The 14,343-nt window shown below is 65.6% G+C and carries 8 protein-coding genes and 1 pseudogene; 5 read left to right on the forward strand and 4 right to left on the reverse strand.

Annotated elements, in window-relative coordinates:
* Positions 1 to 13 precede the first annotated feature (13 nt).
* On the reverse strand, positions 14 to 214 hold the full coding sequence (locus KFB96_RS22710; protein ID WP_213456537.1) for a hypothetical protein: 201 nt from the start codon (positions 212 to 214) through the stop codon (positions 14 to 16).
* 218 nt (positions 215 to 432) lie between these two features.
* Here KFB96_RS22710 and KFB96_RS22715 point away from each other — a divergent pair, with 218 nt between their 5' ends.
* The 5 genes from KFB96_RS22715 to KFB96_RS22730 all read left to right on the forward strand — a co-directional run bounded on the left by KFB96_RS22715 (position 433) and on the right by KFB96_RS22730 (position 8,870).
* Positions 433 to 4,128, forward strand: coding sequence for a PAS domain S-box protein (locus tag KFB96_RS22715; protein WP_213501560.1), 3,696 nt, complete (start codon positions 433 to 435; stop codon positions 4,126 to 4,128).
* Positions 4,035 to 4,631 (forward strand): response regulator, encoded by a 597-nt coding sequence (locus KFB96_RS27170; protein ID WP_300971746.1) that lies wholly within the window; start codon positions 4,035 to 4,037, stop codon positions 4,629 to 4,631. The genes KFB96_RS22715 and KFB96_RS27170 overlap by 94 nt, the downstream gene beginning before the upstream one ends.
* Positions 4,628 to 7,192 carry an EAL domain-containing protein gene (locus KFB96_RS22720; RefSeq protein WP_213456533.1) on the forward strand — a complete coding sequence of 855 codons (2,565 nt, stop codon included), beginning with the start codon at positions 4,628 to 4,630 and terminating at the stop codon, positions 7,190 to 7,192. The genes KFB96_RS27170 and KFB96_RS22720 overlap by 4 nt, the downstream gene beginning before the upstream one ends.
* An 88-nt stretch (positions 7,193 to 7,280) precedes the next feature.
* Positions 7,281 to 8,060 (forward strand): M15 family metallopeptidase, encoded by a 780-nt coding sequence (locus KFB96_RS22725; RefSeq protein ID WP_300970805.1) that lies wholly within the window; start codon positions 7,281 to 7,283, stop codon positions 8,058 to 8,060.
* A gap of 9 nt (positions 8,061 to 8,069) precedes the next feature.
* A complete protein-coding gene (locus KFB96_RS22730) occupies positions 8,070 to 8,870 on the forward strand; it encodes an alpha/beta hydrolase (protein ID WP_213456531.1) in 801 nt (266 codons plus the stop codon).
* Positions 8,871 to 9,072: 202 nt separating this feature from the next.
* On the opposite strand, the gene KFB96_RS22735 is transcribed toward KFB96_RS22730, so the two are convergent.
* The 3 genes and pseudogenes from KFB96_RS22735 to KFB96_RS22745 all read right to left on the reverse strand — a co-directional run.
* On the reverse strand, positions 9,073 to 9,504 hold the full coding sequence (locus KFB96_RS22735) for a PIN domain-containing protein (protein WP_213456529.1): 432 nt from the start codon (positions 9,502 to 9,504) through the stop codon (positions 9,073 to 9,075).
* A gap of 815 nt (positions 9,505 to 10,319) precedes the next feature.
* Positions 10,320 to 12,758, reverse strand: a complete 2,439-nt coding sequence (locus KFB96_RS22740; protein WP_213501562.1) for a glycogen/starch/alpha-glucan phosphorylase — start codon at positions 12,756 to 12,758, stop codon at positions 10,320 to 10,322.
* Between the two features lie 212 nt (positions 12,759 to 12,970).
* Positions 12,971 to 14,137, reverse strand: a pseudogene (locus tag KFB96_RS22745) (IS3 family transposase); the annotation flags it as partial.
* Positions 14,138 to 14,343: the final 206 nt, after the last annotated feature.

Genomic DNA, 14,343 nt, shown 5'->3' on the forward strand with positions numbered 1-14,343 from the left:
GTGCTCGCGCGGATCAATCGCGTATGCGCGACACGATCCAGGCCGCGACGGCGATCAACGCGGCCCAGGTTATGAAGAGATACATCAACAGGACAGGCGCCCCGAGCCAGCGGCCGAGCCTCTCGAACTGCATGACCAGCGGCGAGAACAGCAGTAGCATCCCGGCCAGGAAGAGCAGCAGCAGGCGTTGTCGCAGCAAGGTTGCACGGGGCATAGGCCGGTGACCGGATGAGGTTCGGGCATGTTCGGGCAGTATAGTGGGCGAATGCCGGGTCGTCTGGTCCGGCTTGCCTCGAATCGATGTCCTAAGTTGGAGCAGGCCGGAACGCCCGTTGGACGCAACGCTGTGTTGATCGCCGCGCTGCGGGTGGAGAATTCGGTGAACAGCCCGCCGGGAGTGAACCGGTTGCCCCTCAAGACTGCGGTATCCCGATGACCGACGCGCACGACCGCCACTTCGAGATCTTCCCCTGGAGCGACGAGCTCGTGACCGGCATCTCCGTGATCGACGAGCAGCACCGGACCCTCGTGTCGCTGCTCAACCGCATCGCACGCTGCGACGTGCAGGGGGCGACGGAGGCGGAGACGCTGGCAATCCTTGACGAGCTGGGCCACTACGCCGAACACCACTTCAGCACCGAGGAGGCGATCTGGGCCGAGCGGCTGGGGCTAGGGGCCCATCTGGATGACCACCGGCAACGCCATGACGACTTCGTTCGTCAGGTCGCCGAGCTGCGTAGCGGCGAGCGCCCCTTCCAGGACGTGCTCGAAGGGCTGATGGCCTATCTCTGCCGCTGGCTGGCGCTGCACATTCTGGAAAGCGACCGGCAGATGGCCTTCGCGGCCGAGGCGGCGCTGCAAGGCCTGCCGCCGGACCAGGCCCTGGCCCACGCTGCGCAGAGCATGCGAGGCCCAGCCGGTGTGCTGGTGCAGACCGTGCTGGACTTGTACCAAAGGCTCACGACCCAGGCCCTGAGCTTCATGCACGAGCGCCACGCGCGGCACATGCTGGAGCGCCGCCTGGGCCGCGTCGAGCAGGCGCACGAGCACCAGCAACTCGCCACCCAACTGGCCGCAGAGCTGCTGGCCACCCCTGATCAGCAGATCGACGCGACGCTGCACCGCTTGCTGGCGCGAAGCGGCGAGGCGCTTGGTGTGGACCGGGCGTTGATCTTCCTGGCGATCGCCGACGGACAGGGTTGGGCATGTTCCCATGCCTGGTGCCGTGACGGCGTGGTCCCACTCGGCCCCGAGGGGGCGGACCTGTCGGTCGGCCCTCAGACCGACTGGTGGATCGAGCAGCTCCGGACAACGGGTTGCATCCGCATCGACCGCACCGACCGCATGCCCCCCGAGGCGTCGGAACCCGCGCGCCTGTTGCAGCTGGCCGGCACTCGGTCGGTCTGTTCGCTGCCCCTGATGGGCCTCGGTAAGTTGCTCGGTTTCATGACCCTCGACGCCGTGTGCGCCCCACGTGACTGGAGCGAGGCCGACATCAACTGGCTGAAGCTCATGGCCAGCCTGGTCACCTCCACCCTGATACGCCAAGGCACCGAGCAGGATCGCGCGGACAGCCAGGAGCGCTTTGCGGTGCTGTTCGAGTCGATGCCCGACGCCGTGGTGGTGGCCGACGACGCCACCGGCACCTTGGTCAACGCCAACGCCCGGGCCGCCGCGCTGTTCGGCCGCCCCGTGGACGCGCTGGTGGGCCTGCATTTCACGCAACTGCATCCGCCGCAGGTGCTTGACATCGAACCGCAGGACTTCCAGCAGCGCTTGGAGTCCGGCCGCCAGGGCGTGCTCCTGCACGAAACCCTGATCCGCCACGCCGACGGGCGCGACATCCCGGTGGAGATCAGCAGCGGCCGGCGCTACACATTGCAGGGCCGCGCGTACCACGTGGGTGTGTTCCGCGACATCTCGGAACGCAAGGCCCAGCAGCAGGCGCTGGCCGCGGCGGAGCAACGGCTCAGGACCATCATCGACCAGCTCCCTTCCGGTCTGGTGGCCGCGGAGATTGCCACCCAACGCTTCACGATGGTCAACGACCGCTTCTGCCGGATGCTGGGGTATTCCCGCGAGGAATTGTTGGGGCTCACCCCCGCCCACATTCACCCCGAGGACCAGCGGCTCCGGGTGGCGGCCGAGTTCAAGCGGCTGGCCGATGGCTCCCTCGACACCGCCCACAACATCCCGGTGCTGCGTCGAGACGGCACGACCTTTCTGGCCGATATCCAGCGCGTGACGCTGCAGCTCGACGGCGTGCCCACCATGCTGGCGGTCTTCAGCGACGTGACCCGCATCGTCGAGGCCACCCGGGCCCTGCGCAGCAGCGAGGCCAGGCTGCGCACATTGGTCAACACCCTGCCCGACCTCGTGTGGCTCAAGGACGAACACGGACTGTACCTACTGTGCAACTCCGCCTTCGAAGGCTTCTTTGGTGCCCCCGAGGCCGAGATTCTCGGCAAGACTGACTACGACTTCGTCCCGGCCGACCTGGCCGACTTTTTCCGGGATCACGACAAGGTTGCGATGGCGGCGAATCGGCCCACCGTCAACGAGGAATGGGTGACCATGGCCGACAGCGGCCGGCGCGTGCTGCTGGAAACCACCAAGGTGCCCATCCACCACGATGATGGTCGCCCGATCGGCGTGCTGGGCATCGGCCACGACATCACCGCTGCACGACAGCTTCGCGCCAGCCTCGAAGAGGCCATGCTGTTCATGCGCCAAACGCAGCGAATGGCCCGGGTGGGAGGCTGGAAAACCAACCCCGAGACGGGCTACCTCAAATGGACCGAGGAGCTGTTCCACCTGGTGGAACATCCGCTGGACCATCCCCCTACGTTGGACGAAGGGCTGGTGTATTACGCACCCGATGAGCTACCCGTCATCACCGCGCTGTTGCGGGCGGCCTGGCGTGACGGCCGTCCCTTTGTACACGAGAGCCGCATACGGACCCGCGGCGGCGGCGAGCTCTGGGCCGAGCTGCGCTGCATCGGACGGGTGAGCACCGACGCAGGCGACGTGCTCACCGGCACCTTTCAGGACATCACCGAACGCAAGCGGGCGCGGGCGGAGCTGGAGCAGCACCGCCATCACCTCAGCGAGCTGGTCGATGCCCGTACGGCTGAGCTGGCGCAGGCCAAGGAAGACGCCGAGGCCGCCAACCGTGCCAAGAGCGCCTTCCTGGCCAACATGAGCCACGAGATCCGCACCCCGCTCAACGCCGTCATCGGGTTTTCCCAGATCCTGGCGCACGACCCGACCCTGGCCCCGCGCCAGCTCGAGCAGATCGACACCATCGCACGCAGCGGCGAGCACCTGCTTGGCCTGATCAACGACATTCTTGACCTTTCCAAGATCGAGGCCGATTGCCTGCCCATCAACCCGCTGGACTTCAACCTGCACGCCCTGCTGGGCGACCTGGCAAAGATGTTTGCCCTGCGCGCCCGGGCCAAGGGCCTACACCTCCAACTGGAGCGCCACCCGCACCTTCCCGTGATGGTCCACGGCGACGAGGGCAAGTTGCGCCAGGTGCTCATCAACCTGCTGGGCAACGCGGTGAAGTTCACCCACGTGGGCACGGTCACGCTGTGCGCCGGCCCGGGCCGGCCCGACGCCGGGGACGTCACCGGGGCCGGGCAGAACGGCGGCCCGGCCGATGCCACCGTGCTGTGGTTCGCCGTGCAGGACACCGGTCCGGGTATCACGCCGAGCGAGCTGGCGCAGTTGTTCCGGCCCTTCCAGCAGGCCGAGGCCGGGCGCAAGTCGGGCGGCGGCACCGGGCTGGGGCTGAGCATCAGCCAGAAGCTGCTGCGCCTCATGGGCGGCGACATCGAGGTGGACGGCGAGCCTGTCGAGGGCAGCTGCTTTCGCTTCTGGCTGCCGTTGCCCCCGCCAGCGCCCCGGCCTCGGCGGCACAGGCCGAAACACAAGCGGACGCCGCCGGCTGGCAGTTGCCCCCCGGCAGCACGGCACCGCGCCTGCTGGTGGTGGACGACATGCCCGACAACCGCCGCCTGCTTGCGGACGTGCTCGGTCCGGCCGGATTCGACGTCACCGAGGCCGGCGACGGCGCCGAGGCCCTGGCGCAGTTCGGGCAGCGGCCCGCGGACTTGGTGCTGATGGACATGCGCATGCCGGTCATGGATGGCTACGAGGCGACCCGCCGTCTCAAGTCCGTCAGCCGGCACACCCCCGTGGTGGCCGTCACCGCCAGTGCGCTCGAAGAAGACCGGCAGGCCATCCTGGACTGCGGCGTCGATGCCTACCTGAGCAAGCCGGTCGAGCGCGCGCTCCTGTTGCAAACCCTCTGGCAGCTCCTGGCGCTGCCGAGCGCGGTGTCGACCTCTTCGGCAGGACCCGCACCCGCGTCGGCCCCCGCGCTCATCCGCGCCCCCACGTGCGCCCTTGCGCGCGATCAGCTACAGGCCCGGTTGTCCCCGGCCCAGCGGGCGCGCCTTCAGGGGGCACTGACACAGGGCGACATGCACGCCTTCTACCGCCTGCTCGACGCCATGACCGAGACTCCGGACCTGGTTCAGGGGCTGTGCCGACTGGCCGATGATTTCGAGTACGACACCCTCCACGCCCTGCTGGCCGATGCCGGTGACGACAGCACCTTATGAACACATCCATGCCCATCCCCGCCAACGTCATGGTGGTGGACGACACGCCCGCCAACCTCAAGCTGCTCGACACACTGCTGCGCCGGCAAGGCCACCAAGCGCGGTTGTTTCCGAGGGGTGCGCTCGCGCTCAAAGCCGCCGCCGCCCAAGCGCCCGATCTGATCCTGCTCGACATCATGATGCCGGAGATGGACGGCTACGAGCTCTGCCGCCGTCTCAAGGCCATCCCGGGGGTGGCCGACGTGCCGGTGATCTTCATCAGCGCCCTGACCGAAACCGACAGCAAGGTGCGCGCCTTTGCCGAGGGCGGAGTCGATTACCTGACCAAGCCCTTCCAGGAATCCGAGGTGCTGGCGCGCGTCGAGACCCACTTGGCGCTGCACGCGATGCGCCGTGCCCGGGCCCGGCAGCACGCCGAGCTGGAGCGACTGGTGCGGGAGCGCACCGCCGACCTGCTGCGGGCCCAGCAGGTGGCCCACATCGGGAGCTGGACGCTCGACTTGCGCACCCGGGCCCTGAGCTGGTCGCCCGAAACCTACCGACTCTTCGGCGTGCCCGAAGGCACCCCGATGACCTTGGAAGCCTTTCTGTCCAAGGTGCACCTCGACGACCGCGACCGGGTGGCGCGGGAATGGGCGGAAGCGCTGAAGGGCCGCTCCTACGAGGTGGAGCACCGGATCACGCCCCCGGCGGCTGCCACCTGGGTGCGCGAACGTGCCGAGCTCGACGCCGGTCCCGACGGCCGGGCGCACATCGCTTGGGGCACGGTGCAGGATATCTCCGAGGCCAAGGCGCACCAGGCTCAGGTCGAGTTCATCACCCACTATGACGTGCTCACCGGTCTACCCAATCGGGCAAAGTTCCTGGAACTGCTGCGCGTCTGCATGGCCGGCTGCAGCACGCTGCAGACGCGGCTGGCGGTGGCCTACATCGACATGGACGGCTTTGCCGCCGTCAATGCCCGGCTCGGCCGCGAGCGGGGCAACCAGATCATCGTGGAGATCGGTCGACGCCTGGCTCGGTCGATGCGCGACCGGCAGTACCTCGCCCGAATCGGCGGCGACGAGTTTGCGGTGATCCTGACCCCGCTCGGCGATCCCGACGCCCTGGCGGTGCCGGTGCGGCGCATGCTGCAGGCGGTGGCCGAGCCGCTGGAGCTCGAAGGTGACAGACTACAGTTGACCGCCAGCATCGGGGTGGCAGAGTTTCCGCAGGCGTCCGAGTGTATGGAGGCCGAGCAACTGCTGCGCCAGTCCGACCAGGCGATGTACCTGGCCAAGCTCACCGGCAAGAACCGCTATCACCTGTTCGACCCGCTCAAGGACGAGTCCACGCGCGAGCGCTTCATGCGCATCGAGGAGGTGCGCCAGGGCCTCACCGCGGGCGAGATGCGTCTGTATTACCAGCCCAAGGTGTGGCTGGCCACGGGCGAGGTTGCCGGCTTCGAGGCACTGATCCGCTGGCAGCACCCGCAGCGCGGGCTGGTGCCTCCCGGCCAGTTCATCCCGTTGCTGGAGAAACACCCCCTGGCCGTCACGCTGGGCGACTGGGTCATCGAAACGGCTCTGTCCCAACTGGCGGCCTGGAACGCCCGGGGCCTCTGCACCTGCGTGGGCGTGAATGTGGACGCCATGCAGCTCGCCGACCCCGACTTTGTACCCCGGCTGGCACGCCAGCTCGCGGCGCAGTCCGGTGTGGCCCCGGAGCAACTCGACCTGGAGATTCTGGAAACCAGCGCGCTCGACAACATGGCCGGGGAGGCGGCGCTGATCGCACAGGTACAGCGCATGGGGGTGACCTGTTCGCTCGACGACTTCGGCACCGGCTTTTCCTCGCTGACCTTTCTCAAGCAGCTCGCGGCCCAGACCATCAAGATCGACCAGAGCTTCGTGCGCGGCATGCTCGACGACAGCGAGCACGCCAGCATCGTCAACAGCGTGCTGGGGCTGGCGCACAGCTTCGACCGCCAAACCCTGGCGGAGGGGGTGGAGACCGAACGCCAAGGCCGGATGCTGCTTGAGCTTGGCTGCGATCTGGCCCAAGGCTACGCCATCGCACGGCCCATGCCCGCAGCCGAGGTGCCGGCGTGGCTGGCCCAGTGGCAGGTTCCGCCGAGCTGGCTGCACATCACCCCGCTGGAGCCCGGTGACGTGCCCCTGCTGTTGGCCGAGGTGGAGCATCATGCTTGGATGAAGGCCATGCGCCAATACCTCGCCGAGGCCGAGGCCGAGCCGCCGCCCGGCGCACAGGCCTGCCACTTCGGTGTCTGGCTGGCCAAGCCCGGCACGCAACGCCGCTACGGCACGATGGCGGAGCTCGGTGCGGTGGAGGGTCACCATCACGCCTTGCATCAGGAAGGGGCCGCGCTGCTCGGCATCGTGCAGGCGCTGAGGGCGCGCTCGTCCGCGACCCTGGTCAACGAGGCCGACCCGGTGGCCGGTCACCCCGAGGTGCAGCAAGGCTGGTCAAGGCTCGAGGCCCACAGCGCGGCGCTGGCGCGGGCCCTCAAAAGCCTGCGCCAGCGCCGCAGCGACATGTCCACCGTCGAGAATCCTCGCTGAGCACGCCCCTTCGCGGGGCCTGCCTCGCCCCCGCGCCATCGCGCGGAGTACCCGCTGATCGAAACAAGCTCTACTGGAGGATGACTGAATGCGCGGGGTAATTTTTCAATTTTTGATCAAGGGTTTGCTGCCGGCGACATGCGGGGCTTGGATGTCGTGCTCGGTGATTGCAGAGTCGTCGCTGCTCGTCGAGGCCGACTTGGTCGACATCCGCGATGTGGTTCCCGATGTCGTGCTCGATATCCGCTATGCCACGGAGCACAACTTCGTCGGTCGCCCGATCGAGGGCTACGAGGCGCCGCTCTGTCTCTTGACCCACCGGGCGGCAGCGGCCTTGGCCGGGGTGCAGGCGACCCTGCGCGAGCTGAACCTGTCACTGAAGATCTACGACTGCTATCGGCCGCAGCGCGCCGTCGACCGGTTCGTTGCCTGGGCCGCGGATCTCGACGACCAGCGCATGAAGGTCGAATTTTATCCGAATGTCGAGAAGGCCAGCCTGTTCGACGACGGTTATATCGCGGCACGCTCCGGACATTCGCGAGGCAGTACGGTCGATCTGACCATCGTTCCCGTGCCGACGCCCGATCAACCGGCGTTCGATCCCGCCGCCCCCGGGCGTTCGTGCGAAAACCCGGCCTCGGAGCGTTTCGCGGACAACAGTGTCGACATGGGCACGGGTTTCGATTGCTTCAGTCCGCTCTCACATACATTGAACCAGAACATTAGGGGCGAGGCGATGGCGAATCGGTTGTTGCTGAAATCCTCCATGAAAGAGCAGGGTTTTCGCAACCTCTCCGAGGAGTGGTGGCATTACACCCTGGTCGACGAGCCCTATCCCGACACCTATTTCGATGTCCCCGTGCGATGAGGAGCGAGCATGTTGCGAGCCATGACCCCGACCCCGACCCCGGCAACCGAATCACGGATCCGCGAGCCTGCGCGTTTGTCCGTGCTGTCGAGCTGCTGTTTCGTGATTCTGTTCGGGGCGTTGGCGGGGGGATTCGCGCTCGCCGAAGTTGCACCCGCCGAAGCTGCGTTCCCGGATGAAGAGGACTGGCCCGAGATGGATCTCGAGGCCCGTATTGCGGCGGTCAGCGACGGCGAGCTTCGCTTCGTCGAACCCGAGCGCGCCGCCGAGACCCATCGGCACGTCAATCGGATCCGGATCGGCGCGGAGAGTCTGCGCGAGGGCTGGATCGAGCTGACCCAATGTCACGAGAATCTCGACGCGGTCCGCGCGGCGCAGATCCTCTTCAACGCCGAGCGGATTCGCGGCTTGGAGGTGGTCAGTGCGCAGGGGATCGGGCGTGCCTGGGTCGAGGGTCCATCGGTCCAGCTCACGGATATCACGCCCGAGGCGACGCTCTGTATCCGCGCCGAGAGCCGAGCTCTGTTCGCTCTCGGCGAGGGGCGTTACCGGCTGCGCAACGGTCCCTACATGCGCCGCTTTCTCGACGGCTACTACCCCATGCAGGTGGTCTTGGACGTCTCTTACCCGGCCGATCGACTTGCACTCGTGCAACACCAACCGGTCATGCAGCCCGGATTCGAGGTGCGTACCGAATCCGGGCATGTCGCGGTCGATGCCGCCTTTGAAGGGCGGCTCTTCACCTGCTTGGATTTCTGCGAAACCGGCTCCTCGGACTGCGAGTTGGCGGTCAGCGACTGCTCGGATTGAAGGCCGTCAGGCTACTCGGCTGCGGGGATCCGACCGCGTTCGGTAGACCGGCTGCCCAAACCTTCAGGGACTCGTGACACCCCCGCGCGGTGTCACGCATTCCCCGTGGCGCTCCGCGCCACGTGCCATGATGGCCGGAGTCACGGACATGGCCGGGATCCGGATCGGGTTGGGCCTTTTCGGGTCGGCAGCTCTTTCGACCTCAAGGTCGTTCTTCGAAGGATTGGATAAACTCCTCGGGTGCATGAACGGCGAGTGCCGGATGGTCGAAATCGGCACCGTTGAGTGTGACGAGGTAGTCGAGTCCGATCCGGCGTGCGCTCTCGAAGGTGAGGGCATCATCGAGATCCCTCCAGCCGAGACCGATGGCACCCTGGATCACTCCGGCATCGACCGGAGCGATCGCCAGGATGTCGCAGACGCGCTGAATCGCCGATCGCGCGTGGGTCCTTCCTCGGTTGCGTGCAAGCTCGGTATGGAGCGGGTCGATGGCTGCGGCGCAGACATAGCCTTGAATACGACCCTTGGCAGCGAGAGAGAGGATGGCGTTCGATGCGTTGTCGGGCTCCTGCTCGTTGTTGAGTGCGTCCATCAAGACCGTGATATCGACGAGTGTCTTGGGTGTTGCGGTCATCGCCTTCCTCCTTGCTTCGTGGGTGGTTGGAATCCTTGGGTTTGCGAATCATGTGCCCGCTATGGGCGGCGTTCGAGATAGCCTACTGCGCAGCCGCAGAGTTGCCCGCGGGGTGCCGTCGTTTCGGGAATCGGGTTGCTGCGGTGTGTTCCGGAGTGGCTGCGAGTCGAGATGGAGCGGGGGTCGTTACGGACCTGTCTTCGGGCGGCGCCGGTTGCGCCGCTCGGCAGTCTGGCATCGAACGCCTTGCGCCGAGCCGGAATGTCGGCGGCCAGGTCGTCGAAACGAGCCCGATCCAAGCAAGACGGCGCCGAGTACGAGGGTGCCGATCGGGATGACCGGCTGAGACGCGGCGAGACCTCTGTTGCGCAGAGATGCATTCCGTGCGGCACGTCGGCGACCTTGTTGAGCGTCTCCATGATCTCTGCTCGTCGTCTTTGGATCTGGGCTTTGCGTGTTCGCATCAGTATGCGGAGGTGTCCGGATCATTACTATCGGCAAACCCGACTCTTCGGACTTTCTGTTGTCCGGGATCAACGATAGCGAAAATAGACATTCCCAATGCCCGGTCGCTCTATACGGAAAAGCTTGATATTAAAAACGTTCTTTGTTTCGATTGAATGGGGGTTCGTCGCAGTCATCCATGTCGGGAGCGGCCTCGCTCATCACTCCGGCCAAGCCGGAACGTGGCGCAGAGCGCCGAGGATACACGTGATATCGCCGGAGCGGCGTCGCGAGCGTGCCGGGTTCGGGCGGGTGGCCGGTCGTTTGAACCTCGCATCGGGAGTCACGCGCCCCGGTGCGAACGAAAACGATTAGGCTTCGAGAGGCTGCGGCACGATGTTCCAGATCCGCTCCGCGTACTCGCGGACGGACCGGTCCGAGGAGAACCGGCCCATCCGCGCGACGTTCAGGATCGACATGCGGTCCCACTCTGCGGGCCGGTCGTAGACCTCGCTGATCCTGTCCTGGCATTCCAGATAGGCGCGATAGTCGGCCAGCACCATGAAGGGATCCCGATGGATCAGGTGATCCGTCAAGGGGCGGAAGAGGTTGGTGTCGCCGTGCGAGAAGAGCCCCGAGGCGATGAGGTCGAGATCCGACTTCAGCTCGTGGTCGCCGTGGTAATAGTCCCACGGCCGGTAGCCCTCGTCTTGCTTGCGGCGGACCTCCTCGGCGGTCATGCCGAACAGGAAGAAGTTCTCCGCTCCGACCTCTTCGCGGATCTCGATATTGGCGCCGTCGAGCGTGCCGACCGTGAGCGCGCCGTTCATCGAGAACTTCATGTTGCCGGTCCCCGACGCTTCCTTGCCGGCGAGCGAGATCTGCTCGGAGAGGTCCGCGGCGGGATAAAGACGTTGCCCGTTCTTGACGTTGAAGTCGGGCATGAAGGCGACGCGGATGTAACCATTGACCTGCGGGTCGTTGTTGATCACCTCGGCGACCGAGTTGATGAGCTTGATCATCAGCTTGGCCATGTAATAACCGGGGGCCGCTTTGCCGCCGAAGATAAAGGCGCGCGGGACCATGCCGAGATTCGGGTTCTGCTTCAGGCGCTGATAGACGTGGATGATGTGCAGGACGTTCAGATGCTGGCGCTTGTACTCGTGCAGGCGCTTGGCCTGGATGTCGAACATCATGGTCTGCGGATCGAGGAGCACCCCGGCATGGTGCTTGAGCCAGACCGCCAGATCGCGCTTGGCGGCGGTCTTGACCTCGCGCCAACGCGCTTGGAGTCCGGGGTCATCGGCGTGCGTCTCGAGGTCGCGCAGACAGTCCAGATCGCGGATCCAGCGGTCGTGTCCGCATACCTCGGTGATCAGGTCTGCCAGACGCGGGTTGCTGACCACGATGAAGCGACGCGGCGTCACACCGTTGGTGACGTTGTGAAAGCGCTCCGGCGCCATCTCGTAGAAGTCTTTGAGCAGGGTGGTCTTGATGAGCTCCGAATGCAGCGCGGCGACCCCGTTGACGGCACGGCTACCGACCACCGCCAGGTGGGCCATCCGGATCCGTCGACCGCCGGCCTCGTCGATCAGCGACATGCGTGCGACACGCTCCTCGTCGCCGAGATAACGCACGCGCACCTCGTCGAGAAAGCGTCGGTTGATCTCGTAGATGATCTCCAGATGACGCGGCAGCAACCGCTCGAAGAGGCCGACCGACCAAGTCTCCAAGGCTTCGGGCAGCAGGGTATGGTTGGTGTAGCAGAAGGTCGCACGCGTGATGGTCCAGGCCTCGTCCCAAGTCATGGCGTGATCGTCCATGAGCAGACGCGTCAGCTCGGCCACGGCGATGGCAGGATGGGTGTCGTTGAGCTGGGCGACGAACTTCTCGTGGAAGGTTTCCAGAGGGCCGACGGTGTTCAGGTGCAGCCGGATCATGTCCTGGATCGAGCAGGACACGAAAAAATATTGTTGCTTGAGACGCAGCTCCTTGCCGGCCTCGGGCTCGTCGTTTGGATAAAGGACCTTCGAGATGGTCTCGGCCTCGATCTTGGCGTGGACCGCACCATAGTAGTCCCCGACATTGAAGGTTTGGAAATCGAACGACTCGGTCGCCTCCGCCTTCCAGAGCCTCAGCAGGTTCACGTTGCCGACCCCGTAACCGAGTACAGGGGTGTCGTAGGCGACACCGCTGATGACCATGTCCGGAACCCAGCGCACCCGCGGGCGTTGCGCCTGGTCGCGATAGTGCTCGGTATGGCCGCCGTACATGACCGGGAAGCTGATCTTGGGCCGCGGGATCTCCCAGGGGTTGCCGTTGCGCAGCCAGGTGTCGCTGCGCTCGACCTGCCAGCCGTCCTGAATGATCTGGTCGAAGATCCCGAACTCGTAGCGAATCCCGTAGCCGATCGCCGGGATCTGGACCGTCGCCAGCGAATCCATGTAGCAGGCGGCGAGCCGACCGAGCCCGCCGTTGCCCAGACCCGGCTCCTCCTCCTCCTCCAGAATGGCCTTGAAATCGAGGTCCAACTCCTCGCCCGCATCCCGGGCGACCTCCGAAATCCCGAGATTCACCAAGTTGTTGGCGAGATGCGGCCCGAGCAAATACTCCGCCGAGAGATAACAGACGGTGCGTGCATGGGAGGTCTTGTAGATTTGAGCGGATTTTACCCAGCGGTCCAGCATGCGATCGCGCACCGTGTAGGCAGCGGCCATATAGAGGTCGTGGGAGGTGGCGACCTCGCGGAAACGCCCCTGAACATAGAAGAGGTTGTCGATGTAGGCCTGCTTCAGAGACGCCTTCGACATGCCCGTGCGGGTATGCTCGTGAGTCTTGGTCGGGGTCTCGGAGTCGTGGGCGACTGCTGTGTTTAAAGTGGACCCCATGTCCAGGACAGTTTTCTGCCGAGTTTAAGCTGCGCTGGTTGCCTCAATTGCAGCGCCTTGGCGCTGCCCGGCTCGGCCGCGGGTTCGTCCCCGGCGGAGCGTAGCGCAGCCGGGGACGAACCCGCGGCCGAGCCGAAACGGTCCACGATCCTGGCGCCGCCACCTTCCCCCGAGCCGTACACCGCCTCGGGCGTGCGGTTACCCAACCCTTGGTGCGGCCGCTCGCCGTTGTAGAAGGCGAAATACTCGGTCAGCCCAAGCAGCAACTCGGACACGGTGGCGTAGCCCTTGAGATAGATGTCCTCGTATTTCACGCTGCGCCACAGGCGCTCGACGAAGATGTTGTCCAACGCGCGTCCCCTTCCGTCCATGCTGATGGCGATCCCTGCGTCCAGCAGCACCCCCGTGAAGGCGCTTGCCGGTGAACTGCGAGCCTTGGTCGGTGTTGAATATCTCGGGCGTGCCATGGGTGCGCAGGGCGTCTTCCAGGCAGTCCACGCAGAACCCCGCCTCCAGGGTATTGGACAGCCGCCAGGACAGCACCCGACGCGAGTACCAGTCCACAACAGCCACCAGGTAGGCGAACCCGTGCTCCAGGCGAATGTAGGTGATGTCGGTGCTCCACACCTGGTTGGGGCGCCTGATCGCCAGCCCGCGCAGCAGGTACGGGTAGATCTTGTGCTCGGGGTGCGGCTTGCTGGTGGCCGGCCCCGGCGCCATGCCCGCCAGCCCCAACACCCGCATGAGCCGCTGCACATGTTTGCGGTTGACGGTATGCCCCTGTCCCTTCAGGTACACCACCATCCGCCGACTGCCATAGAACGGCCGAGCGGTGTACTGGGCGTCGATCAGCTCCAACAGCCGCAGGTCCAGCGCATCCACCGCCTCCTCGGCATGCGCTTCATACACCCAGGAGCGCGCTACCCCCGCCAACGCACACTGCCGGCTCACCGCCAGGCCCCCGGCTCCTTTTCCTACTGCCCGCTCGATCCACGCCCGCCGCACGCTCACAGGCTCACCCCGGACTTTTTTTTCAGCCAATCCAACTCGACCTTCAGCCGCCCGATCTCGCCATAGAGCCGGTCCGCATCCCCCGGCCCGTCCACTTTTTTCGGCCCACGCTTGGTCGCGAACAGGCTCTCCGCCCGATCCTGGATCTCCCGCTTCCACTGGCCAACCTGGACCGGATGCACCCCGTGCTCCTGCCCGATCTCGTTGACCGTCTTGACCCCGCGGATCGCCTCCAAGCCGACCTTCGCCTTGAAGGCCGCCGTGTACGTCTTGCGCTTCGCTTCGCCCATTTTCCTATTGCCCCTTTCGGTTAGGAGGCAGCTTAAACTACTGTCCGATTTTCGGGGTCCACTTTAGTTCATGGTGGCGTCTCTTCGGCAGGGCAGCGTTTCGGACTTAAACCGCGCCCGGCGCGGTATGCGATGTTTTTGGATGGGATCGGCCCCGGCAGACTTGACGACCGCCGGAGCTGGCGCGGTTTAAGGTATTAAAAAAT

Source organism: Thiocapsa sp. (assembly GCF_018399035.1).
In the GTDB taxonomy this organism is placed as follows: Bacteria; Pseudomonadota; Gammaproteobacteria; order Chromatiales; family Chromatiaceae; genus Thiocapsa.